Below are 22,349 nucleotides of genomic sequence, written 5' to 3'. Positions count from 1 at the left end.
GCCCATCGCGCTCAGGAAACCGATCCGCCTCCGAGTGCTTCCATCGTGAGTTCCGGTTGCGGCGCGGGCGCATCGCCGGGTTGCGGACTGCCGCCGAAGTATCCGCCGCCGAACGCGTTGCCGCCGCCGGCGGTAGGGGTGCTGGTCGCGGTCAAAGTCGACGCGAGGCCGCCGCCGTTCGACGAACCGCCGCCGACGCCCGCGAGCCTGCCCGAATCCGGGGCCGATACCGCCGTGCCCTCGCCGTTCACGCTCCCCATTCCATAGCCCGCTTCCCCTGCCAGCGTGGCTGCGCCGGGACCGCCCTTGCCATCCTCGTAAGAATCGAACGCCGATGCCGATGCGCTCGCCATGCCGCCGTAAGAAGCCGCGACCGATGATGGCGTCGGACTCTGCGCGCCGGAGCCCGGCACTACGTCGAGATCGACGAGCCGCATGCCTTGCGCCGATACCTCTTCCCATTTCGCGACGAAGTGCTGCCAGTCGGCGCCGGACCACAGGTAGTACGCATCCGCGCCGGGCAGCCAGACGCCCGAGAAGCGCTGACCTTGCGCGGACTGCGTGATCTCGATATCGACGAGACGCAGATTCTGCTGGGCGAGCTCCTGCCACTTCGCGACGAAGTTGTTCCAGTCCGCATTGACCCAGAGATAATGACCGCCCGTGCCCTGCCGCCACACGCCGAAGAAGCGCTGCTCGTTGCCCACATCGACGATCTTGAGATCGATGAGACGAAGGTTCTGATCCGCGAGCTGCTGCCACTTCGCGACAAAGCTGTTCCAGTCGGCGTTGATCCAGAGATAGTAACCATCGTCGCCGGGCAGCCAGACGCCCGAATACAGCAGCGTGCCGTTGACGTTCTGCACTTCGAGATCGACGAGCCTCAACCCCTGGGCGCCCAGCTCCTGCCATTTGGTGATGAAGTCCGCCTGATTCGCGTTGACCCAAAGGTAATAGCCGCCCGTGCCCTCGCGCCAGACGCCGTGGAATCGCTCGGAACCGTTCTCGCGCGTGATCTTGAGATCGGCGAGACGCAGATTCTGCTCCGCGAGTTGCTGCCATTTCGCGACGAAACTGTTCCACGATGCGTTGACCCACAGATAGTGCGCGTCGTTGCCCTGCCGCCATACGCCGGTGTAGGTCTGTGTAACGAGCGGAAAGCCGAGATGGAACGGCGTGTGCACGCACATGTTCCAGGTGTTGCCCTTCATCAGACAATCGACGCCGCCCCCTGGCGCGCAATTCGCGCAGTTGGCGTTCGGTTTGAAGTACACGCCCCACGATCCGCCGCAGTTGCAGCCGCTCGCCGCGTATTCGTCCGGCGCGCCGAAAATGTGCCCGCTTTCGTGCGCGAATACGCGGTCGATGTTGTCGGGGCCCCATCCATCGTTGTCGTAGTTCATCACGAGACGCGGGCCGCCGATCGACGCATAAGCAAAATGCCCGAGCGGATACTTGGTGAAGAAGCCGCAATACGTCCAGTCGGTGCCGAGATCGGTGCGCAGCTTTTCGATGTACGCCGTCACCGCGCCCATGCCCGTGCCGTAGCCGAGCTGCGTCATCGCGGGATCGCGCCACAGCGTCTCTTTTTCATCGAATGTCAGCGTGTCCGCGCCGGGCTGCACCTCCACCGCGACGATCTTGATGTCGTACTTGAAGGTCAAGCCTTCCGGGTTTTGCGTCGCCAGCCAGCTCAGTCCGTTCTGCACTTCGGCGACGACCTTCGTACGCTCGTCCTGCGAAAACTTGAGATTGTCGTTCGGTCCTTCCACGATCACGATTCCCACCGCGACCGAGCCGGTCAGACGCTGGCTCGTCGGCGCGCCCGCCTGCGCCATCGCCCTTTCGGCGCGCTCCCTGGAGTCTTCGGGCGGCGTACACGAATACTGCATTTCCTCGCTGGAATCCCACGATTCGCCCTCGCGCGGACGCGATGACTTCGCGGTCCGATACGCGCTCGATTCGCGCAAGGCGAACGCGTTGTAGCCCAACTGCTCCGTCGCCGACAGCGAGTCGACCACCATCGCGGATGCCTGCAGCGATTCGTACGCCAGCGCCTTTGCGGCGGGTTCCGCCGATTCCTCCATCACGATCACGCGGGAACCGTAGACATGCACGACACGGCGGCTCGATGTGGATTCGGGATGACGCCGCGCCTCGGCGAATGCGCCTGTCTCGGGCAAGATCACGACACGTTCACGAATGTTGATATCACCGGCCATTTCAACCTCCTTTGAAGAGATAGGGATTTCCTGGAAGGCCATTGAGTAAGGGGTCTTCAGGAAGCGCGTGTTGAACACGCTCGTCGTCTGCGCGCTATCAGGTCAGCTCGCAGTGATCGGGATGCCGAAGAAATACAGCCTCGATCGAAGGGACGCGCCGTGATACGGCGCCCATGATTCGCGTTCTTGGTCAGAATGGGCGCAACGGTTTTTTGAGGGCCGCATTGCGAAGATCGTCCGCTTACCTTGCAGCGCGCGTTTTTATCGGCACCTTAGGTAAGACGCGTTCGCTCGGCCCGATTGAAAGCCTAGTAATCTTTCGATGCGATTTTTATTCTTTTTTCGCGCCGTTCCAGTGGCCTTTCGACGCGGGAGGCCGACTCACACCCGGAGGATCGAACGATGACGAAGTACCTAATCTCCTTCCCTGCATCGGCGATGAACGTCTCCGATGAAGACATCGACGCGGTCGGCGAAGCGGCACGCGCGGTCATCAGAGAGGCGAAGGAAGCGGGCGTCTATGTGTTCGGCGGCGGTATCAATGGGAACGTGACGCCGCAGATGGTCGCCGCCGACGGCACCGTCACGAACGGGACGTATCCGCAGACGAAAGAGTTCGACGGCGGCTTCTGTGTGCTGGAACTTCCATCGCGCGAAGCGGCCGTCCAATGGGCCGCTGACATCGCCAAAGCCTGCCGCTGTGCGCAGGAACTCCGCGAGTTCGGGTACGACCCGGAGAGCTGACACGCTCAACCAAGTCGACGACTGCCGCCACCTTGTATCGCAACGTATCGGCGGCGGCTGCGGATACGCGCGATTACACAACGCCTCGATTTCGACACGCACGGGATACGTCGGCGCGCTTCAATACGTCCATCGCGCAGCAGTGAGCCGCGCCAGCAGCGGGATTCGACGTATTACGTATGCAACGCGATCCGAGCCGAACGATCGTGTTCGAAGCGCAGTACGCGTGACGGAGTCAGCCGCCGAAATAGCTTTGCCTTCATCAGGAGTTCTCATGTCATATAACAAGACGCTTCCCAAGTCGCCGTCGCGCCGCCGCTTCGTCGAGGTTGCGGCGGCCGGTATCGCAGCGGCATCGCTGAACAAGCTCGCGTTTGCTGAACCGAACTCATCGATCGTCTCAGTCGCGAAGACCGCGAATATCGACAAGGAAGCGATTCGTCCGCTTCGCGTGCATGTTCCCGAAGCGCAACTCACCGATCTGCGCCGCCGCATCAAGGCAACGCGCTGGCCCGAGCGCGAGACCGTTTCCGACGAATCGCAAGGCGTGCCGCTCGCGATGATGCAGGAACTCGCGCGCCACTGGTCCACGGACTACGACTGGCGCAAGTGCGAGGCGAAACTGAACGGCTATCCGAATTTCATCACCGAGATCGACGGGCTGGACATCCACTTCATCCACGTTCGCTCGAAGCACGAGAACGCGATGCCGCTCATCGTCACGCACGGATGGCCCGGATCGGTGATCGAGCAATTCAAGATCATCGATCCGCTGACCAATCCCACGGCACACGGCGCGAGTGCGTCGGATGCGTTTCATCTGGTGATCCCGTCGCTGCCGGGCTATGGCTTCTCGGGCAAGCCGACGGCGACCGGCTGGGGACCCGAGCGCACCGCACGCGCCTGGGTCACGCTCATGAAGCGGCTCGGATACGACAAGTTCGCGGCGCAAGGCGGCGACCTCGGCGGCGTGGTCGCCAACGTGATGGGCAAGCAGGCGCCGCCCGAGTTGCTCGGCATTCACGTCAACTTCCCGGCGACCGTTCCCGCCGATATCGCCAAAGCGCTGCAGGCAGGCGATCCGCCACCTGCGGGCCTCAACGATGAAGAAAAGCACGCGTACGAGCAGCTTGCCAGCGCCGCAAGAAAACGCCGGGCGTACGCGCTGGAAATGGGCACGCGCCCGCAAACGCTCTACGGCATCGCGGATTCGCCGACAGGTCTTGCCGCATGGCTGCTCGATCATGGCGACGGCTACGTGCAGCCTGCGGCGGCGCTGACTTCGGCGGTGTTCGGGCGCGACGTCAACGGCGAATCATCAGGGGCGATGACGCGAGACGACATTCTCGACGACATCACGCTCTACTGGCTGACGAACACGGGTGTCTCGTCCGCGCGCTTCTACTGGGAATCGCACTTCAACTTCCTTGCGGCCGCCGACGTATCGGTTCCCGCGGCCGTGAGCGTGTTCCCGCGCGAGAACTATCAGGCGCCGCGAAGCTGGACGGAGCGCGCTTATCACAACCTCATCTGGTACAACCGGCTCGACAAGGGCGGACACTTCGCGGCGTGGGAACAGCCGGACCTGTTCGCCGGGGAAGTGCGTGCGGGGTTGAGGTCGTTGCGCACGTGAGCGCGTGCTGGGCCACATCGCAAGACGAACGTTCAGCGCGTCGACGGCATGTCCGCGATCGCATCCCGCTTCGTGATCCACGCCTAATAAGCGATGCGCGTAACCACGCTGAAGGACATATCGTTCTGTTCCAGGCGTGCAGTCATTGCCTCGCGTGCGTCCGCATTGGTCGGAACGTCCAGGTAGCTCTTGCCCGCAAAGCCCGGCTCGAAACTTACTTCGGCTTCGTCGGCAATCGCCTGAAGAATCTCATGCTCGGCGGATTGAACGAGCTGGTCGTCATCGGTATGGCTTACTGCGAAGCAGGTGAGCATCGTTTGACCCCTTGCGATTGTGCTGTGACGCTGATGCGTCTCGACTGCGAAACGGGCGAGCGCCTGCGTGGCGCACAAGTGCCGACGCATCTATTGTCGCCTCGGATGAGCGACATGATTACTTGACAAAAAGTCAGTGGTGCCGAGATCGAAACAGGCGGAATACAGTCAGCTTCCTCGTGAATTGCCGGGCTAGAATTTTGGGCTCGTGTACGGCCGATGGCACCGATCGGCCGATTCGCGACATCGCGTGAATGAAACAGCGGCGAGCGGTACTTTCGAACCGCTCGCCGCCCGCCATACCGCCATTCGTTGCGCCGCGTTCCTTACTTCTGAACGACGACAGCCTTGTTGAACGAACCGCCCTGCGTGATCGCAGCCGCATTGCCGATACCGCTCTGAGTCACCGAGCCGTAGTTGGCGTTGCCGATCTGGACGATCGAAGCCGTGTTATACGCACCGGTTTGCGAAGCATCCGCGGAGTTGAAGTAGCCGACTTGCGTCAGCGTCATGTCTTCGTGCGAGCCCGACTGCTTGCCCTTCGCTTCGTTGAAGCCGCCGCCCTGACCGGCCAGCAGCGTCGATTCGAACGCGCCTTGTTGCGTCAGATCCATGTTGTTGTTCGAACCGACCTGCACCGCGGCTGCCAGGTTGCTGCCGCCATCCGTCTGATGAACGGCCGCCGTGTTGCGATCGCCCGCCTGAACGACATACGTGTGATCGTTGGCTTCGCGATACTGATCGACGTATGCCGTGTTGTAGGCCGAGCCGGTTTGCAGGATCGTCGTCGTTTCGTTGGTCGCGTTGCCTTGCGTCACCTGCGCATAGTGCGGTGCGCCTGCGCCGCTCTGGTCGATGGTGGTCGTGTTGCCGCCGCCGTTTTCCGAATGCACTTGCGCGCGGGCGAAGTCGGCCTGCCTGATCGACACGTTGTCGCCGATTTCCGAAACCTGCTCGATCTTGCCGTCGTTATGATCGCCGATCTGATCGATGCGAGCCGAGTTGTAGCCGCCATTCGTCTGCGTCACGGTCGCGATGCCGTTCTTGTTGCCTTGCAGGATGTCGACGCGGTTGCCGATCGTGGTCGTCTGCGTGACCGTCGCTTTTGCGCCGTCGCTCACGCCTGCCGTCTTGCCGGTGCCTTGATCGATGTTGACCGTGTTCCAGCTCGAGCCGGTGCGATTGATGGTCGCCGAGTCGTTCTTGCCGAATTGCGTGACCGTGTCCTTGTCGTACGACGAAGCCGTCTGCGTCACGTTCACCGTGCTGTTGCTGCCCGTTTGCTTGATGGTGGTCTTTTCACCGATCGCCTGCTGCTGCGTGAGCGTCGCGCTCAGCTGCGATTCGCCCGAAACGCGTGCCGCGTTTTGCTGGATGTCGGTCACGTTGGCGCCGCCGTTGCTCGAAGTAACGGTCGCGCTCGAACCGTCGCCGTTCTGCTGGACCTTCACGCGGTCATGGCTGGACGCCGTCTGCGTCACGCCAGCAGTGTTGCCGTTGCCGTACTGCTCGACGATCGCGCCTTCGCCGACCGACGCTGCAAAAGCCGACGTCGATGCCAATGCTGCCAGACCCATAGCGATGATGATTGCCTTCACTTTCATTTTTATGCCTCGTTGACTTGATGTTTTTTGCACGTAGATTCGTAACCCTAACGGACGTCAACCCCCGCTGACGCCCGGCCCTGCACACTCACACACCTACCTGTACTGCGTGGTCTCCTCGCCTGCCTACTTCATCAGAACCGCAGCCCGGGCGCCGCCCGTCTGCGTAACCGATAATCCTGAACCGTTCCTGCTCTGCAAGATCGAAATCTCGTTGTTGTTGCCAAGCTGCGTCACCGACGACGACATCGAATTCCCGACCTGCGTGACCGTTGCTTCGTTACCGCTGCCGTTCTGCATCGCGATCGACCGGTTGTACTGACCCGACTGATATCCGGCGTAAAGATTGGCGGCGCCGCTTTGCTGAAGCACGGTCCAGTTGTCGTTGCCGGCCTGCGCCGTCGCCGCCGCGTTCGCGATGCCGATCTGATTGGCCATCAAGCCGTTATGTCCGGCCTGAATCGCGTCGAGACGATTACCCTGGCCGTGTTGCGACACGCGAGCGACTTGCGTCGCGCCGCCGAAGCCCGGTTCCGGCGGACCGAAATCCGAGACCGACGACAGGTCCGCCGCATACACCGCGAGCGAGACGACCGCGCCGAGCGCCGCGCACACAGCGACCTTCGATGCGCGCATTGGCGCACGCGATGCTTTCATGCTGATCTCCTTCGCTGAGACTGATTAACTGCCGATGGTCTTCGGCGGATCGATTCTCACCGGGCTATACGACGGGTTCACGTCTTCCATCGTCTGCGCGTAGCCCTGGTTTTCCTGCAGATATCGCTGCATCGTCGGGTCGTACCAGTCCTTCGTGTCCTTGAGCGCCCACGACTGGTTCGCGACGCCTTGCACGATCAGATGCACGAGCGCCGATTCGATCGCTTCGTTCACGCACAGCTGCTGCGGCTCGTTGCGCGTCATGCCGGCTTCGGCCTGCAACAGATCCTTGAAGCCGATGAAGCGATACACGCCGGTATCGACCTGAATCGAATAGATGGTCTTGGTCGTCGACACGCTGTTGAGTATCGTGCCGTTGCGGATATCCACGGCGCGCAGGTTCACCGTCACTTGATCCACGCGATATTGTTGGGATGCCGAAATACCCAGATACGCGATGCCCGCGCCGCCCGTGCGAATGTTCGTGTCGTAACCGACGATGCCGCCTTCCAGCACGATGCTCGCCGGTGCGAGCGCGCCGATCTGCGGTATCGCGTTCTTTTTGTCGTCCGGCGTTTCCAGCGCGCGCATGATCTTGCGTTCGGTCAGGAGGTCCTGAAGGTTTTCGCGCTCGACGGGCGTGAACCAGCCGGAATCGCGCATCGCCTTCACGAGAAACGAAGCGCCGCCCTGCGTCACCTGCGACGAGAACGAGCTGTCCGGCGACGGCTTGTACTGGCCCGTCAGATCGCGAAAACCGTACACGGCCGCGACGATGCGCCCTTTCGGCGGCGGCAGGTGCGTGAGGTCGCGCGTCACGCGCGTCGGCGGCGTGAGCGTCGCGTTGCCCGCCGAAGGCATCGGCGTCGTGACGCAGCCGGTCAACAGCATCGTTGCAAGGAGCGTGGCGCCCAGTGCCGCGCGCGTCGCCAGTGTCGTGATAGCTTCTTTGTTCATGTCGTATGCGCGCTCGCGTTACTGTCCGTTGCCGACGACGAAGGTCGTCGAGGCACCCGTGGTCTTGTCGGTCGTCGTCACTTGCAGATTGCCGCCGGTAACTTGCGTGATCGCAATCGAGAAGTTGCCCGTGTTGATCGTGCCGGGATGCAGCGTGCCGTCCGTGCCGACGATCGAGCTCGATATCGACGACGCGACGCGCGACAGAATCGCCTGCTGCAATTGCGTGTTGAACTGGTCGAGCGTGGACTGGCTGCTCGTACCGAGGTTCTCCGTCGACGGATCCTTGTACTTGTTCTGCGCGTTCGCCTCGTTGAGCAGATTCGTCCCGTTCAGCGGATTGCCGCCGAAGTTCGGATTCACCGGTTCATACACAAGCGATGTGGCTTGCGCGGCGATAACCGGCATCGCAAGCGCGCAAGCGAGCAACGCGCGTTTCAAGAGCGCATTCGTTTTCATTGCGGTTTCCCCGTATTTTTTGGCCTTACTGCATCGATTTTCTTATGATGCGATTTTTTTATAGTTCGTCCATCGCCATGTCGGCGTCGCGGAACAGCAGACGGGTCAGGTCCGCCTGCATCACGTTCTGAAAGGCGATCTGCGCCGCGCCTTCGGCAATCGGCTTCACGTTCGAGCGCGCAATCGGCAGGAACGCCTGGAACACGCGACGCTGGCCGTACTCCACCCACACGAGACTGCCGTAGCGCGGCGACGGCCGCTCGTGCACCGAAACGATGTAGCGCTCGGACAGCGGGATGGCGCCCCAGGCCTGCGCGAACCAGGTGTAGAAGTCCTGCCCCGCGAGCGTCACCGTGTCGGTCGTGACCACGCCGCCGAGCGTATCGTCGAGCGCTTGCTTGCCTTCGATATCGACGGTGCGCGAGCGTGCCGTGCCGGCGAGGGTGGCGCTCTTGTCGAGCGACGATGCGGCATTCACCGTGCCGCGCGGCGTGAGAGGCGCGCCATTGGCGGCCGGCAATTCGCCGGTGTTGCCGACCGGACCGGGCGTCGGCGTGCTGGGCAGCGAGATGAGCGGTTGAGCCTGAGACGCCGTGTTCACGTGCGCGGCCGGCTGCGTTTCCGCATCCTGCGCATTCGCATTGATCGCGCCGATCGAAACCCCGATGCACACTGCGATGACCCGCCCTTTGACAGGCGCGTTGTTCTTCTCACGCTGCATGACTTCCCCGTATGTCTTTGGCCGCTATGGTGCTGCCTTCAGACGGTCTGTTTTAAACGCTTCGTTTTTATTTGTACGACGAGACGGATTCTCCGTAATAACCGGTAATGGCTATGTTGTCCGCGCCACATTCATGCCAAGAAAATCGCAAGCAACGACGCATCGGCTAAAAGCGTTGCGCCGATGTTTTCGCGCGTCTACCCAAGGAAACGTTTGCTGGCAACCAGGGACGACGCCCGATGTTGGTGCAGCCGATACATCAAACGTGCGCCGCTTTCACCGCGGATGGGCAATGCGCTCCGTCCGAACCTGCGCAACGCCGCCAGCAGCCATAAAAACTGTTGGCACGATTCCCGCTTAGAGGGGATGGCAAGGAGCCGGCGCATCATCCGGTTCATCGAACAATCTGGAAATGGACGGCTAGGGTTCCGGTCTGCTTCACGCGGATGCTGGTCCGAGAGCTGTCGACCTCAGGCGAGGTTACACGGCGGGATAAAAGCCCGGGAGAGAACGCGATGAGTCGCGCTGCTCCCTTGCCGTCGCCAACCGTCTCCTTCGAGGTCAACCTCATGCGCAAGCTCGCTCGCTTTCTTGGCATCGCCGCACTCTCCGTCGCCGCTTTCGCGTCCAGCGCCGCATCCGCCGCGCCGCGCAACGACTTCAAGGTCTGCTGGACTATCTACGCGGGCTGGATGCCGTGGGGCCAGGCCAAGACGCAGGGCATCGTCTCCAAGTGGGCGAAGAAGTACGGCATCAATATCGATGTCGTCCAGCTGAACGACTACGTCGAGTCCATCAATCAATACACGGCCGGCAAGTTCGACGGCTGCGCGATGACCAACATGGACGCGCTCACGATCCCGGCTTCGGGCGGCGTGGACTCGACGGCGCTGATCGTCAGCGATTACTCGAACGGCAACGACGGCGTGCTCATGAAGGGCAAGGGCAAGCAGATCGCCGATCTCAAAGGCCAGCAGATCAACCTCGTCCAGTTCTCGGTCTCGCATTATCTGCTCGCACGCGCACTCGAAAGCGCGCACATGAGCGAGCGCGATCTCAAGGTCGTCAACACGTCCGACGCCGATATCTCCGGCGCATTCGCCACGCCCACCGTGCATAACACGGTCACATGGAATCCGATGCTCGCCGACCTGAAGGCGCAGCCGAACGTCACCGAAGTCTTCGACTCCAGCAAGATTCCCGGCGAGATCATGGACATGATGGTCGTCAATACGAAGACGCTGAAGGACAACCCGGCGCTCGGCAAGGCATTGACCGGCGCATGGTTCGAGATGGTCGCGCTGATGCACGGCGATTCCCCCGAAACCACGAGCGCGCTGACTTCGATGGCCAAGGCGTCCGGCACCGATCTCGCCAACTTCAAAGGCCAGCTCTCGACCACCGCCCTCTTCTACACGCCGAAGGCCGCGCTCGAATTCGTGACCAGCCCCGACATGCCGAAGATCATGACGCGCGTCGCCAAGTTCTCGTTCGATCACGGCCTGCTGGGGCAAGACGCGAAGAGCGCGGATGCCGTCGGCATGGCGTTCGACAAGGGCGTCGTCGTCGGCAACAAGAACAACGTGAAGCTGCGCTTCGATCCGGCCTACGTCGAGATGGCGGCGGCCGGCAAGCTCTGAGCGCTTCAGGTTCTACTACATGGCGGCCAACATGCGACTCATCAATCGACATCCGAGCAGGACCGGCGCGCTGATGCTGTTACTGCTGCCGTTCGTCGTGCTGCTCGCGGTGTATTTCACCGGCTCTTCGATGCGGCTCGCCGACAATCCCGACGACAAGCTGTTGCCGAGCGCGACGCAGATGAGCGATGCGATGAAGTCCGCCGCCTTCGCCGAAGACAAACGCACCGGCGAGTATCTGCTCTGGACCGATACCGCGTCGAGCTTGCGAAGGCTCGGCATCGGGCTCGTCGTGAGCGCGGCGATCGCGCTCCTTGCGGCCATCGCGACGGGATCGTTTCCGCTCGCAAGCGCGACGCTTTCGCCGTTCATCACCGTCATATCGATGGTGCCGCCGCTCGCCGTGCTGCCGATTCTCTTCATCGTCTTCGGTCTCGACGAACTGTCGAAGGTCGTGCTGATCGTCATCGGCATCACGCCGATGATCATTCGCGATCTGCACGCGCGCGCCGCTGAAATCCCGGCCGAGATGTGGATCAAGGCGCAGACGCTCGGCGCGAACAGTTGGACGCTTGTTCTGCGGCTCGTGCTGCCGCAGCTTCTGCCGCGTCTGCTCGTCGCGATCCGGCTTTCGCTCGGCGCCGCATGGCTCTTTCTCATTGCAGCGGAAGCGATCGCATCGACCGACGGGCTTGGCTATCGCATCTTTCTCGTGCGGCGCTATCTGTCGATGGATCTCATTCTTCCCTACGTCGCGTGGATCACGCTGCTCGCGTGGCTCACCGACGAACTGCTGCGTCGACTCACGCAGTGGTGCTTTCCGTGGTACGGCGGAGGCGCGCGATGATCGTCGTTCGCAACGTATGGAAAAACTACGGCGATCAGGTCGTGCTGGAACGGCTGAATCTCACCGTGAAGGAAGGCGAATTCTGTTCGATGGTCGGCGCGTCCGGCTGCGGCAAGTCCACGTTTCTGCGCCTGCTGCTCGGACAGGAACGGGCGACGCGCGGCGAGATTCTGCTCGACGGCGAACCGCTTCCCGCCGAACCGGACGCGCATCGCGGCGTCGTGTTTCAGCGCTACTCGGTCTTCGATCATCTGAGCGTGCTGCGCAACGTGATGCTCGGTCTCGAACTGCCGCGCGCGAAATTCACGGGACGGCTCTTCGGCGCACAACGACGCGCCGCACGCGACGAAGCCGCCGCGATGCTCGAACGCGTGGGTCTTGGCGCGGCGCTCGACAAGTATCCGCAGCAACTTTCGGGCGGCATGCAGCAACGGCTCGCCATCGCGCAGGCGCTGATGATGAAGCCGCGCGTGCTGCTGCTCGACGAACCCTTCGGCGCGCTCGATCCCGGCATCCGCAAGGACATGCATGTGCTGTTGTCGGAGTTGTGGCGCGAATCGAAGCTCACGATTTTCATGGTCACGCACGACCTCAAGGAAGGCTTCACGCTCGGCAGCCGCGTGCTCGTCTTCGACAAGGTGCGCGTCGATCCGCAAGCGCCCGGCGCGTACGGCGCGCGCATCACCTACGACATTCCGCTCGACCGCACGCGCGCCTCGGCATCGGCGGTGCATATGGCGCAGGCCGCGGTGCAGGGCGCATCCAGCATCGAACTCGTCTCCGACTAAAGGAAGCTCCACGCCATGACAGTGTTACTCGAAGAAACGGTCCCCGGTGGCGGTCATACATCGCTGATCGTCAAGCGCGGACAGTCGCTCTGCATCACCGATATTCGCGGCGGCGCGAACGTCAGCGTGATGATGGTCAACGCGGCCGAAAAGAGCGAGCGGCTCAATCTGCCGGATTCGCTGAAGTGCCAGCACACCGCGAAGCTCACCACGGGCCATTGCCTCTATTCCGACATGGGGCGCGTCCTGGCCGCCATCGTTGCGGATACATGCGGCTGGCACGACAGCATCGGCGGGGTATCGAATGCGCAGGAAGTGTTCGAACGATACGGCGCGGGCCGCTATCAGGAGTTGCGCAACGGCTTCTATCGCAATGGCACCGACAACCTGCTCGTCGAGATGAGCAAGTGGGGCCTCGACGTTTCCGACCTGCTGATGACGCTCAATCTCTTCAGCCGCATCGACGTGACGAGCGATGGCGCGCTCGCCTTCGTGCCCGGCAATTCGAAAGCGGGCGATTACGTCGAACTGTATGCGCCGATGAACACGCTCGTCGTGCTGACCGCGATCCAGCATCCGCTCGACCCGCATCCCGAATACTCGCCGAAGCCCGTCAAGCTGGAACTGAAGGAATCGCATCCCGAAGTCGCGGAAATCTGCCGTACCGCATGCGAAGAGAACGTGCGCGGCTTCATCAACACCGAACGCTTTTTCCTTTGAGCGAACCTGAGAGATGAGCAACATGACCCAAGCGCTTACCGTCAGTGAAAAACATCCAGAAAGCGCGGTGTATCGCGAAACGCTCGCCGCGGGCGAACCGTGGCTGCATGAAGTGAAAGCGGGGCAGACGCTGCGCATCGTCGATCTGGAGGGCAATCAGGCCGTCGATACGCTCTTCTACAGCCTTCACGATCCGCGCGAACGCTTCGATCCGCAACGCACGTTGCGTCGGCAGCAGAGCCTCTATCTGACGTCCGGCTCGGTGCTGTATTCGAATCTCGGCAATCCGATGCTGACGATCGTCGCCGATACCTGCGGCCGTCACGACACGCTCGGCGGCGCATGTGCGCAAGAGAGCAACACGGTGCGTTATGCGCTGGAGAAGCGCTACATGCATAGCTGCCGCGACAACTTCCTGCGTGCATGCGCGCACGACGGACGGCTCGCGAAGCGCGATATCGGCGCGAACGTCAACTTCTTCATGAACGTGCCGGTGACGGCCGAAGGCGGCCTGACCTTCGAAGACGGCATCTCGGCGCCGGGCAAGTATGTCGAGCTGCGCGCGGAGATGGACGTCATCGTGCTGATCTCCAACTGTCCGCAACTGAACAATCCGTGCAACGCCTATAACCCGACACCCGCGGAGCTGATCATATGGAACTGAAGCGCATTCGCAGCTGGATCTATCACGTCATGCTCGTTCGCTCGGGACGCTGCTGCACGACCACGCGCGAACAACTGAACCGAAGCTATCGCTGAAGCGATCGCGGCCGCGGACGACCGCGGCTCGCCATGCTCACGGCGGGACGGCCCGCCTCCGAACGACCCTTCCCTTTCCATGTTCGAGAAGATCCTGATTGCGAATCGCGGGGCGATCGCCTGCCGCATTCTCAGAACCTTGCGCGCGCTCGATGTCACCGGCATCGCCGTGTATGCCGAAGCGGATCGCGCTAGCCGCCATGTAAGCGAAGCCTCGATTGCGCATTCGCTCGGCGACGGTCCCGCCGCGACGACCTATCTCGACACGGCGAAGATCCTCGACATCGCGCGTGCCGAAGGCGTGCAGGCGATTCATCCCGGCTACGGCTTTTTGTCGGAGAACGCGGCGTTCGGCGAAGCGTGCGAAGCGGCGGGCATCGCGTTCATCGGACCGACGCCCGCGCAATTGCGCGCGTTCGGCCTCAAGCACACCGCCCGCGAAATCGCCGCGAAGGAAGGCGTGCCGATGCTCGAAGGCACGGGCCTCCTCGACGACTTGCCGTCCGCGCTCGCTGCGGCAGAGCGCATCGGCTATCCGGTGATGCTGAAGAGCACGGCGGGCGGCGGCGGCATCGGCATGCGCGTGTGCTGGAACGCGGGCGAACTCGGCGCGCATTTCGACGCCGTGCGCCGTCTCGGCGAGAACAACTTCAGCGACGCGGGCGTGTTCCTCGAGAAGTACATCGAGCGGGCGCGGCATCTCGAGGTGCAGGTCTTCGGCGACGGCCAAGGCGACGCCATCGCATTGGGCGTGCGCGACTGCTCGGTGCAGCGGCGCAATCAGAAAGTGCTCGAAGAAACGCCCGCGCCATCGTTGCCCGAAGGCGTATCGGCTGCGCTGTGCGATGCCGCGATCCGTCTCGCGAAGGCCGTCGATTACCGGTCGGCCGGCACGGTCGAATTCGTCTACGACAGCGCGGCGGAACGGTTCTATTTCCTCGAAGTGAACACGCGTTTGCAGGTCGAGCACGGCGTCACCGAGCAGGTCTGGGGCGTCGATCTCGTCCGCTGGATGATCGAACTCGCCGCTGGAACGCTCGCGCCGCTTTCCTCGCTGATGGCGGGCCTGAAGCCGCGCGGCCACGCGATCCAGGCGCGCCTGTACGCGGAAGATCCGGGCCGCGACTTCAAACCGAGCCCCGGCCTCGTGACCGATGTCGCCTTCCCCGAAGCCGATGGCCGCGCGCTGCGCATCGATACGTGGATCGAAGCCGGATGCGAAGTGCCGCCCTACTTCGATCCGATGCTCGCGAAAATCATCGCGTGGTCGCCGACGCGCGACCAAGCGCGCCACGCGCTCGACGAGGCGCTCGCGAACACGCGGCTTTACGGCGTGGAGACGAATCGCGACTATCTGCGGCAGATCATCGGCGACGCGCCGTTCGCGTCGGGCGAGCCGTGGACGCGCTGCCTCGAAGCGCTGAAGTATCGCGCGAGCACGATCGACGTCGTTAGCGGCGGCACACAGACGACGGTGCAGGACTATCCGGGCCGGCTCGGCTATTGGGCGGTCGGCATTCCGCCGTCGGGACCGATGGACGACCGCTCGATGCGCCTCGGCAATCGTCTCATCGGCAACGCCGCCGACGCCGCCGCGCTCGAAGTGACGATGAGCGGCCCGACGCTGCGCTTCAATACCGATGCGGTGATCGCGATCACGGGCGCTGACATTCCGGTCACGCTCGACGATATCGCGCAGCCGATGCACACCAGCATCCATGTCGCGGCGGGCTCGACGCTCGCGCTCGGCACCATTCGCGGCGCGGGCGCGCGTGCCTATCTCTGCGTGCGCGGCGGCTTCGATGTCGCGTCGTATCTCGGCAGCCGCAGCACGTTCACGCTCGGCCAGTTCGGCGGACACGGCGGACGCGCGATCCGCGCCGGCGACGTGCTGCACGTCTATCCGCTCGGCGACGCGCAAGCAGGCGCGACGCTCGGCGATGCGCTGCGCCTCGAACCTGTTCGCACGATCCGCGTCATCTATGGTCCGCATGGCGCGCCCGAGTATTTCAGCGCGGCGTATATCGAACGCTTCTTCGATACCGAATGGGAAGTGCACTTCAATTCGAGCCGTACCGGCGTGCGCCTGATCGGGCCGAAGCCCGAATGGGCGCGCGAGGACGGCGGCGAGGCGGGCCTGCATCCGTCGAATATTCACGACAATCCGTATGCCGTCGGCGCGATCGACTTCACCGGCGACATGCCCGTGATCCTCGGCCCCGACGGCCCGAGCCTCGGCGGTTTCGTGTGTCCGGTGACGATCATCGAAGCGGACTTGTGGCAGATCGGCCAGTTGAAGGCGGGCGACAAGGTCCGCTTCGTTCCCGTCGAGATCGGCGAAGCGCGTGAGGCCGCGCGGCGGCGGCGGCGTGAAATCGAATCGCTCGATATCGAACGCGGCGAAGTGACCGAACGACGTGCGGCGCTGACCTCGCCCATCGTGCTCGATAGCGGATCGGGCCGCGAAAGACTCGTCGCGCGCGTGTCCGGCGATACGCATCTGCTGCTCGAAATCGGCCCGGCGGAACTCGATCTCGTATCGCGCTTTCGCGGTCATGCGCTGATGCAGTCGCTCGAATCGCAGGCGCTTCCCGGCGTGGTCGATCTGACGCCGGGCATCCGCTCGCTGCAGATTCATTACCGGCCCGACGACTTGCCGCTCGCGCGTCTGCTTGCGATCGTCGAAGAAGCGTGGGCGCAAGTGCTGCTGCAAGGCGATCTGCGCGTGCCGTCGCGCATCGTGCATCTGCCGCTTTCGTGGGACGACCCGGCGTGCAGGCTCGCGATCGACAAGTACATGACGACGGTGCGCAAGGATGCGCCGTGGTGCCCGAGCAATCTGGAGTTCATCCGGCGCATCAACGATCTCGATTCCATCGATGCCGTCAGAAAGATCGTCTTCGATGCGAGCTATCTCGTGATGGGTCTCGGCGACGTGTATCTCGGCGCGCCGGTCGCGACGCCGCTCGATCCGCGTCATCGTCTGGTGACGACGAAGTACAACCCGGCGCGAACGTGGACGGCGGAGAACTCGGTCGGCATCGGCGGCGCGTATCTGTGCGTGTACGGCATGGAAGGTCCGGGCGGATATCAGTTCGTCGGACGCACGCTGCAGATGTGGAACCGCTACGCGCAGACCGCGGATTTCTGCGGCCAGCACTATCTGCTGCGCTTCTTCGATCAGATCCGCTTCTACGAAGTGTCCGCCGACGAACTCATGCGCATTCGCGCGGATTTTCCGCTCGGGCGCTATCCGCTGCGCATCGAGGAAACGGAGCTGTCCTTGCCGGACTATCAGGCGTTTCTCGCAGACGAAGCGTCGAGCATCGATGCGTTCCGCACGCGTCAGCAAGCGGCGTTTCAGGCCGAACGCGAGCGCTGGCGCGAAGCGGGCGCATCGGAAGACGCGCAGGATGCGCCACTCGTCGATGACACCGAACTCGCACCGCTCAAGGCTGGCGAAGTCGCCATCGACAGCGAGATCGCGGGCAGCCTGTGGCAAGTGAAAGCGGCCCCTGGCGATGAAGTCGCGGCGGGCGACGTGCTGCTCGTCATCGAGTCGATGAAGATGGAGATTGCCGTCTGCGCGCCGTGCGCGGGCACCGTCGCCGCGATCCATGTCGCGCCGGGTTCTCCGCTGCGCGCGGGACAGCGCATCGCGGTCATCGAACGTCACTGAATCTATCCAACGGAAAACCATGTCGACATTCGATCTGCGTCTCTCCACGCTGCGCCGCGAATATCGCGAAGGCTCGCTCACGCCGCGCAAGCTCATCGCCCGGTTGCGCGACAAAGCCGCCGCGCTCAATCCCGAGTTCAATCTCTTCATCCATCTGCTGACGGAAGAAGAGATCGCGCCTTTCGTCGATCGGCTCGAAGGCCACGATCCGGACAGTTTGCCGCTCTACGGCATTCCGTTCGCGATCAAGGACAACATCGACCTCGCGGGCATCGAAACGACGGCGGGCTGTCCCGCGTTCGCGTACACGCCCGATGAATCCGCGACGCTCGTCGGCCAGTTGATCGCGCTCGGCGCGATTCCGCTCGGCAAGACCAATCTCGACCAGTTCGCGACCGGTCTCAACGGCACGCGCTCGCCGTATGGCAAGTGCCGCAACAGCGTGCATCCCGGGTATCCGTCGGGCGGATCGAGCGCGGGGTCGTCGCTTGCGGTCGCGCTCGGCGTCGCGAGCTTCGCGCTCGGCACCGACACGGCCGGATCGGGACGCGTGCCTGCCGCGCTGAACAATCTCGTCGGCCTCAAACCGACGAAAGGATTGCTCTCGACCGCGGGCGTCGTGCCGGCATGCCGTACGCTCGACTGCGTGACGTTCTTCACGGCAACCGCCGCCGAAGCCAGCGAACTGCTCGCGCTGACCGCGCGGCACGATCCGCGCGACGCATACAGCCGACGCAATCCGCAATGGAACGCGGCGCGTGCGTTCGGCACGCCGCACGCGTTCCGTTTCGGCGTGCCCGCGCAACTGGAGTTCGCGGGCTGCAGCGAAAGCCCCGCATTGTTCGCGCAAACGCGTGCGCTACTCGAAGCGGCGGGCGGCGAAGCGGTCGAGATCGACTTTCAGCCGTTCGTCGAGGCGGCGCAATTGCTGTATCAGGGACCGTGGGTTGCCGAGCGCTATAGCGTGACGGGCGAGTTGATGACGACGCAGCCGGATGCCGTGCTGCCCGTCATTCGCGATGTGCTGGCGAAAGCGCCGGGCGCGACTGCCGTGGAGCTGTTTCGCGCGCAGTATCGGCTGCAGGATCTGAAGGCGCTATGCGATGCATCGCTCGATACGCTCGACTTCGTGCTCACGCCGACGTATCCGCGACCGGTGACGCTCGCTGAACTGGAGCGCGATCCCATCGGCCCGAATTCGCTGCTCGGCTACTACACGAACTTCATGAACCTGCTGGACTATGCGGCGGTGGCCGCGCCCGCCGGCTTCATGGAGAACGGATTGCCGTGGGGCGTGACCGTCTTCGGCCGCGCGTTCACGGATCAATATCTGCTCGGCGTCGCCGATCTGCTTCAGCGCAGAAGCGGCATGCGCTGCGTCGGGGGAGGCGAAGTCGATGCGAGTCCGCACGGCGCGGCGGCCAACGATCGCATGACGGTCGCAGTATGCGGCGCGCACATGCAGGGCTTGCCGCTCAATCGCGATCTCGTCGCGCGCGGCGCGCGTCTCGTGCGGGCGACGCGCACCGCGCCTTGCTATCGGCTATGCGCGTTGCCCGCATCGGCCGACGGCACGCGCAGGCCAGGCATGTGGCGCGTCGCGGACGATGGCGTCGGCATCGCCGTGGAGGTCTGGGAGATGCCGAGCGCGGAATTCGGATCGTTCCTCGCGACGATTCCTTCTCCGCTCGGGCTGGGCAAGGTCGAGCTGTCGGACGGTTCGTGGACGGCCGGTTTCATCTGCGAGCCGTACGCGGTGCAATCCGCCGAAGACATATCGGCGTTCGGCGGATGGCGCGCGTGGCTCGACGGTCGGCATCTTCAAGCCGCGCCTGGTTGATCGATCGGATTTGTCAACGCGCAGTCTGTAGCGAGCGCAAGGCCCGGCAAAGGAAAAGCGGATTCATGTCGCCAGAGAGGAATCTTGCGCGACGTCGCGGTGAATCCCGCACGCCTTTTTGAGCGAAGCGCCGAAGATGAGCCAGAGTGCGAGCGAGCCTGTCGATACGCCTCCCAGCACGAAGAACGCCGTTGCATAACCGAAATGCTGCGCGAGCACGCCGCCCAGTGCCGGGCTAAGCGCAGCGCCCATGCCCTGCACGGTCATCACGACGCCCTGCCCCACGTTCACCCGTCCGGTTCCCTGCAGCAAGCGCACGACCAACGCGGGGACCGCGACGCTTTGCAGACCCGCGCCGATTCCGTCGAGCGCCTGCACGGGCCACACGCCCCATGCCTCGATAAGCATTCCCGCCACGAGTCCGCGCGCCGGCAGCGCGAGAAACGTGATCAGGATCACACCCCAGTAGCCGATTCGCTGGATGAGGCGGTTCGCGAAGACCGCCGCGACGACCATCACGAGTTGCGCAATCACGATGGTCTGCGCAGTGAACGCACTCGGATCGCCCTGATGCGCCGCCACGACCGCGAGCCCGTAAAGCGGCAGCATCGCCGCGTTGCCGAGATGGAACATCGCCAGCGAGGCGGCGAGGAGCAAGATGGGCCGGCACGTCAGCAGCACGCGAAATCCGCTCGCCTGTTCATGTCCGGTCGGGGACGAACTGCTCAAGCCGCGCGCGCTGTCGTGATCGATCGCATCGCGCCGGATGAGCAGCGTCGAAATCACCGTCATCGCGCCGAACACGCCCGCGAGCACGAACACCGCGCCGAACCCATAGCGCCATCCGAGCCAGCCGGACAGCGCGGCGCCTACGACGTTTCCCGCGTGATTGGCCACCTGATTGCGGCCGAACTGCCTGTCGAATCCTTTCTCGCGCACGATTCCCAGCGTGATGCCGGCGACGGCGGGACCGAGCGCAGCGCCCGTGACCGCGGTGAATATCTGCGATGCAGCGACCATCCAGTAGCTGTGCGATACCCTTAGCACGAGCGATGCAAGCGTCGTCATCACGCCTGCGATGACGATGACGCCGCGCTTGTGATGCGTCGCATCGACCAATGCGCCAGCCGGGGACGTGGCCAGCATGCCGGCGATGCCGCCCAACGTCATGACGGTCCCGATCGCATCCGCATGCCAGCCGTGCGCCTGCAGGAAAACGCCGAGAAACGGCCCGATGCCCGCCTGCACGTCCGCCATGAAGAAGTTCAGCCCTTCTAACGCGTATGAGGGATTCATGGTTCACCAATGACGTCCGTTTCGTTGGGCCTTGGTCGGTTCCGAGCGCGGGCTTCGCTTTGAGACTTTGGGATCGCCCTCAACCGTTTTCAGGCGCGTCGACGAGCTGGGCGATTTCATCGACCTCGATCGTCCGACCATGCCTGTTCCTGACGCCGTGCCCCCAGGCGTGGACATGCGCGCCCGGACTCAGGTAATCGGCCAGCTCGGCCGCGGCGTGCGGTGGCATGCGCAACGAGGTGCCATCGTGGAGCAAGGCGCCGCGCAATTCGCCTTTCGGTCCGAAGAGCGACAGCAGGACCTCGCCCGACGCTTCCATCGCCTTGCGCTCGACATGCGGTCTCTGATGCGTTTCGCCGTTAGCGTGCGGACCTTCGTCGCGAATGAGCACACCGCTTTTCGATGTCAGCGAGACAGCGGCGATGATGTCCGCGTCTCGCGGCTTTATCCCGCGCACGCGGACCTGATCGCCCGGCGCGACATGCCGCGCGAGTTCCTTCGATAGATGCGGTGGAAAATGAACCTGACGCGAGCCGAGCACGAGGCCGTCGATTTCTCCGTGTGAATTGAGCAGAAAACGTGTCACCTTTCCGCGGGTCTCGGGAAGGCTGGCGGGATCGATCCAATGCATGTTGCTACTCCTGAATGAGCGTGAGTGGGTAGGTCAGGCTTGCGCCGATCAGGGCGCTGTCGGCGGACGGTCGTAAATCTGCGTGAGATTGCCCGGCGAACCGAACGACGTCGCCTGAAGCGCCGTGCCGTATTGATTGCGCGTGCCATAGCCGCGCGCCGAAACCGTGGCTCCCGTTCGAACCAGGCTTCCGAACTGCTGTGCGACCGGAGGCGTGAGTTTGATGACCGTGCCATCGGAGAGAATCACGCCGTCGGGCTCGCCACGCGGCGCGGTCGTCACGTGCGCCACCTGCCCCTGCGCACTGAGGCGCGAGAGACCGGCGCCGCGCAGTTCCCGCGGAAGTGGTAGCGCGCCGGGCATCGGCGGCTGATCGATCAGTTGCTGTCCACTTCGCGTGTCGGCGATGCGTTGCGCGATGAAGTTGCCGCCTTCATCGCGCCAGCCGCTCAACTGCACGCTGTCGCCTTGGCGAACCGTCGAAGTCAGTTGCGCGCTCATGTGCGGCGGGAACCGTACGAGCGTCCCGTCGCTGGCGAGAAAGCCGTCGACGTCGCCATCGGGATTCGTCAGAAAGCGCGCTACGGTCGCTTGCGTCGTGGACATCGAGGCCGCGTTGGAGATCGGTCTCGGGGCCAGGCCCGGAGGCCGAGGCGGCGGCGCGTCTGCGGAGACCGGCGGCGGGGGCGGCGGCGCCGTCACAGCGCTCGTTTGCGCTGCGCAACTCGCGCTCATCACGAGGGCGGCGGCAAGGCTCGTCGCGCCGAGCAGGCGAACGGCGATTCGTCGATTGGCTGGCTGGGTCGATTGCATGATTCACTCCTTTCGCGTGGCGCGG

General features: G+C 63.5%; 19 protein-coding genes and 1 riboswitch. Of the genes, 9 read left to right on the top strand and 10 right to left on the bottom strand.

Annotated features, from left to right (window positions below; genetic code table 11):
* Nucleotides 1-11: 11 nt before the first annotated feature.
* The gene (locus tag NCS03_RS26465; protein ID WP_250530125.1) at nucleotides 12-2,222 is read right to left on the bottom strand and encodes a hypothetical protein; all 2,211 of its coding nucleotides are present in this window, start codon (nucleotides 2,220-2,222) and stop codon (nucleotides 12-14) included.
* Nucleotides 2,223-2,624: 402 nt separating this feature from the next.
* Here NCS03_RS26465 and NCS03_RS26460 point away from each other — a divergent pair, with 402 nt between their 5' ends.
* Nucleotides 2,625-2,966 carry a YciI family protein gene (locus NCS03_RS26460; RefSeq protein ID WP_250441429.1) on the top strand — a complete coding sequence of 114 codons (342 nt, stop codon included), beginning with the start codon at nucleotides 2,625-2,627 and terminating at the stop codon, nucleotides 2,964-2,966.
* Between the two features lie 274 nt (nucleotides 2,967-3,240).
* Complete coding sequence (locus NCS03_RS26455; RefSeq protein ID WP_250530124.1) at nucleotides 3,241-4,599, top strand: epoxide hydrolase family protein; 1,359 nt, start codon at nucleotides 3,241-3,243, stop codon at nucleotides 4,597-4,599.
* An 83-nt stretch (nucleotides 4,600-4,682) separates the two neighbouring features.
* On the opposite strand, the gene NCS03_RS26450 is transcribed toward NCS03_RS26455, so the two are convergent.
* The 6 genes from NCS03_RS26450 to NCS03_RS26425 all read right to left on the bottom strand — a co-directional run bounded on the left by NCS03_RS26450 (nucleotide 4,683) and on the right by NCS03_RS26425 (nucleotide 9,311).
* Complete coding sequence (locus tag NCS03_RS26450; RefSeq protein WP_144403629.1) at nucleotides 4,683-4,913, bottom strand: hypothetical protein; 231 nt, start codon at nucleotides 4,911-4,913, stop codon at nucleotides 4,683-4,685.
* 326 nt (nucleotides 4,914-5,239) lie between these two features.
* Complete coding sequence (locus NCS03_RS26445; RefSeq protein ID WP_250530123.1) at nucleotides 5,240-6,517, bottom strand: hypothetical protein; 1,278 nt, start codon at nucleotides 6,515-6,517, stop codon at nucleotides 5,240-5,242.
* A 126-nt stretch (nucleotides 6,518-6,643) separates the two neighbouring features.
* On the bottom strand, nucleotides 6,644-7,174 hold the full coding sequence (locus NCS03_RS26440) for a hypothetical protein (RefSeq protein ID WP_008346589.1): 531 nt from the start codon (nucleotides 7,172-7,174) through the stop codon (nucleotides 6,644-6,646).
* Between the two features lie 24 nt (nucleotides 7,175-7,198).
* Nucleotides 7,199-8,131 (bottom strand): CsgG/HfaB family protein, encoded by a 933-nt coding sequence (locus tag NCS03_RS26435; RefSeq protein WP_250437661.1) that lies wholly within the window; start codon nucleotides 8,129-8,131, stop codon nucleotides 7,199-7,201.
* Between the two features lie 18 nt (nucleotides 8,132-8,149).
* Nucleotides 8,150-8,590 carry a curli assembly protein CsgF gene (locus tag NCS03_RS26430; protein WP_008346584.1) on the bottom strand — a complete coding sequence of 147 codons (441 nt, stop codon included), beginning with the start codon at nucleotides 8,588-8,590 and terminating at the stop codon, nucleotides 8,150-8,152.
* 58 nt (nucleotides 8,591-8,648) lie between these two features.
* Nucleotides 8,649-9,311 (bottom strand): CsgE family curli-type amyloid fiber assembly protein, encoded by a 663-nt coding sequence (locus NCS03_RS26425; protein ID WP_250520302.1) that lies wholly within the window; start codon nucleotides 9,309-9,311, stop codon nucleotides 8,649-8,651.
* A gap of 409 nt (nucleotides 9,312-9,720) precedes the next feature.
* Nucleotides 9,721-9,820: riboswitch (guanidine-I (ykkC/yxkD leader) on the top strand.
* A gap of 60 nt (nucleotides 9,821-9,880) precedes the next feature.
* Here NCS03_RS26425 and NCS03_RS26420 point away from each other — a divergent pair.
* The 7 genes from NCS03_RS26420 to atzF all read left to right on the top strand — a co-directional run bounded on the left by NCS03_RS26420 (nucleotide 9,881) and on the right by atzF (nucleotide 19,584).
* Nucleotides 9,881-10,951 (top strand): putative urea ABC transporter substrate-binding protein, encoded by a 1,071-nt coding sequence (locus NCS03_RS26420; RefSeq protein WP_008346580.1) that lies wholly within the window; start codon nucleotides 9,881-9,883, stop codon nucleotides 10,949-10,951.
* A 31-nt stretch (nucleotides 10,952-10,982) separates the two neighbouring features.
* The gene (locus NCS03_RS26415; RefSeq protein ID WP_250530122.1) at nucleotides 10,983-11,798 is read left to right on the top strand and encodes an ABC transporter permease; all 816 of its coding nucleotides are present in this window, start codon (nucleotides 10,983-10,985) and stop codon (nucleotides 11,796-11,798) included.
* Nucleotides 11,795-12,586 carry an ABC transporter ATP-binding protein gene (locus NCS03_RS26410; protein WP_008346574.1) on the top strand — a complete coding sequence of 264 codons (792 nt, stop codon included), beginning with the start codon at nucleotides 11,795-11,797 and terminating at the stop codon, nucleotides 12,584-12,586. Before NCS03_RS26415 ends, NCS03_RS26410 begins: the two co-directional genes overlap by 4 nt.
* A 15-nt stretch (nucleotides 12,587-12,601) precedes the next feature.
* Nucleotides 12,602-13,306, top strand: a complete 705-nt coding sequence (locus NCS03_RS26405; RefSeq protein WP_250457014.1) for an urea amidolyase associated protein UAAP1 — start codon at nucleotides 12,602-12,604, stop codon at nucleotides 13,304-13,306.
* 22 nt (nucleotides 13,307-13,328) lie between these two features.
* Entirely contained in the window at nucleotides 13,329-13,970 is a 642-nt protein-coding gene (locus NCS03_RS26400) for an urea amidolyase associated protein UAAP2 (RefSeq protein WP_008346571.1), read from the top strand.
* 174 nt (nucleotides 13,971-14,144) lie between these two features.
* Nucleotides 14,145-17,744: an urea carboxylase gene (gene uca / locus NCS03_RS26395; protein WP_250530121.1), complete on the top strand. Its 3,600-nt coding sequence runs from the start codon at nucleotides 14,145-14,147 to the stop codon at nucleotides 17,742-17,744.
* A 19-nt stretch (nucleotides 17,745-17,763) separates the two neighbouring features.
* Nucleotides 17,764-19,584 (top strand): allophanate hydrolase, encoded by a 1,821-nt coding sequence (gene atzF, locus NCS03_RS26390; RefSeq protein WP_175980158.1) that lies wholly within the window; start codon nucleotides 17,764-17,766, stop codon nucleotides 19,582-19,584.
* A gap of 63 nt (nucleotides 19,585-19,647) precedes the next feature.
* Here the strand turns inward: atzF and NCS03_RS26385 are convergent, their stop codons facing one another.
* The 3 genes from NCS03_RS26385 to NCS03_RS26375 all read right to left on the bottom strand — a co-directional run bounded on the left by NCS03_RS26385 (nucleotide 19,648) and on the right by NCS03_RS26375 (nucleotide 22,324).
* Entirely contained in the window at nucleotides 19,648-20,880 is a 1,233-nt protein-coding gene (locus tag NCS03_RS26385; RefSeq protein WP_250530120.1) for an MFS transporter, read from the bottom strand.
* Between the two features lie 79 nt (nucleotides 20,881-20,959).
* Nucleotides 20,960-21,511 (bottom strand): hypothetical protein, encoded by a 552-nt coding sequence (locus NCS03_RS26380; RefSeq protein ID WP_250530119.1) that lies wholly within the window; start codon nucleotides 21,509-21,511, stop codon nucleotides 20,960-20,962.
* Nucleotides 21,512-21,559: 48 nt separating this feature from the next.
* Nucleotides 21,560-22,324, bottom strand: coding sequence for a hypothetical protein (locus NCS03_RS26375; protein ID WP_250530118.1), 765 nt, complete (start codon nucleotides 22,322-22,324; stop codon nucleotides 21,560-21,562).
* Nucleotides 22,325-22,349 lie beyond the last annotated feature (25 nt).

Source organism: Caballeronia sp. ATUFL_F1_KS4A, assembly GCF_023630905.1.
GTDB classification, from domain to species: Bacteria; Pseudomonadota; Gammaproteobacteria; order Burkholderiales; family Burkholderiaceae; genus Caballeronia; species Caballeronia zhejiangensis.
The sequence above is the reverse complement of the archived record's forward strand: the minus strand, read 5'-3'. Positions and strand labels throughout refer to the sequence as shown.

What these genes read in the sequence shown, in the direction of transcription:
- NCS03_RS26465 (WP_250530125.1), bottom strand. Translation starts at nt 2,222, where the DNA reads ATGGCCGGTGATATCAACATTCGTGAACGTGTCGTGATCTTGCCCGAG.
- NCS03_RS26460 (WP_250441429.1), top strand. Translation starts at nt 2,625, where the DNA reads ATGACGAAGTACCTAATCTCCTTCCCTGCATCGGCGATGAACGTCTCC.
- NCS03_RS26455 (WP_250530124.1), top strand. Translation starts at nt 3,241, where the DNA reads ATGTCATATAACAAGACGCTTCCCAAGTCGCCGTCGCGCCGCCGCTTC.
- NCS03_RS26450 (WP_144403629.1), bottom strand. Translation starts at nt 4,913, where the DNA reads ATGCTCACCTGCTTCGCAGTAAGCCATACCGATGACGACCAGCTCGTT.
- NCS03_RS26445 (WP_250530123.1), bottom strand. Translation starts at nt 6,517, where the DNA reads ATGAAAGTGAAGGCAATCATCATCGCTATGGGTCTGGCAGCATTGGCA.
- NCS03_RS26440 (WP_008346589.1), bottom strand. Translation starts at nt 7,174, where the DNA reads ATGAAAGCATCGCGTGCGCCAATGCGCGCATCGAAGGTCGCTGTGTGC.
- NCS03_RS26435 (WP_250437661.1), bottom strand. Translation starts at nt 8,131, where the DNA reads ATGAACAAAGAAGCTATCACGACACTGGCGACGCGCGCGGCACTGGGC.
- NCS03_RS26430 (WP_008346584.1), bottom strand. Translation starts at nt 8,590, where the DNA reads ATGAAAACGAATGCGCTCTTGAAACGCGCGTTGCTCGCTTGCGCGCTT.
- NCS03_RS26425 (WP_250520302.1), bottom strand. Translation starts at nt 9,311, where the DNA reads ATGCAGCGTGAGAAGAACAACGCGCCTGTCAAAGGGCGGGTCATCGCA.
- NCS03_RS26420 (WP_008346580.1), top strand. Translation starts at nt 9,881, where the DNA reads ATGCGCAAGCTCGCTCGCTTTCTTGGCATCGCCGCACTCTCCGTCGCC.
- NCS03_RS26415 (WP_250530122.1), top strand. Translation starts at nt 10,983, where the DNA reads ATGCGACTCATCAATCGACATCCGAGCAGGACCGGCGCGCTGATGCTG.
- NCS03_RS26410 (WP_008346574.1), top strand. Translation starts at nt 11,795, where the DNA reads ATGATCGTCGTTCGCAACGTATGGAAAAACTACGGCGATCAGGTCGTG.
- NCS03_RS26405 (WP_250457014.1), top strand. Translation starts at nt 12,602, where the DNA reads ATGACAGTGTTACTCGAAGAAACGGTCCCCGGTGGCGGTCATACATCG.
- NCS03_RS26400 (WP_008346571.1), top strand. Translation starts at nt 13,329, where the DNA reads ATGACCCAAGCGCTTACCGTCAGTGAAAAACATCCAGAAAGCGCGGTG.
- uca (WP_250530121.1), top strand. Translation starts at nt 14,145, where the DNA reads ATGTTCGAGAAGATCCTGATTGCGAATCGCGGGGCGATCGCCTGCCGC.
- atzF (WP_175980158.1), top strand. Translation starts at nt 17,764, where the DNA reads ATGTCGACATTCGATCTGCGTCTCTCCACGCTGCGCCGCGAATATCGC.
- NCS03_RS26385 (WP_250530120.1), bottom strand. Translation starts at nt 20,880, where the DNA reads ATGAATCCCTCATACGCGTTAGAAGGGCTGAACTTCTTCATGGCGGAC.
- NCS03_RS26380 (WP_250530119.1), bottom strand. Translation starts at nt 21,511, where the DNA reads ATGCATTGGATCGATCCCGCCAGCCTTCCCGAGACCCGCGGAAAGGTG.
- NCS03_RS26375 (WP_250530118.1), bottom strand. Translation starts at nt 22,324, where the DNA reads ATGCAATCGACCCAGCCAGCCAATCGACGAATCGCCGTTCGCCTGCTC.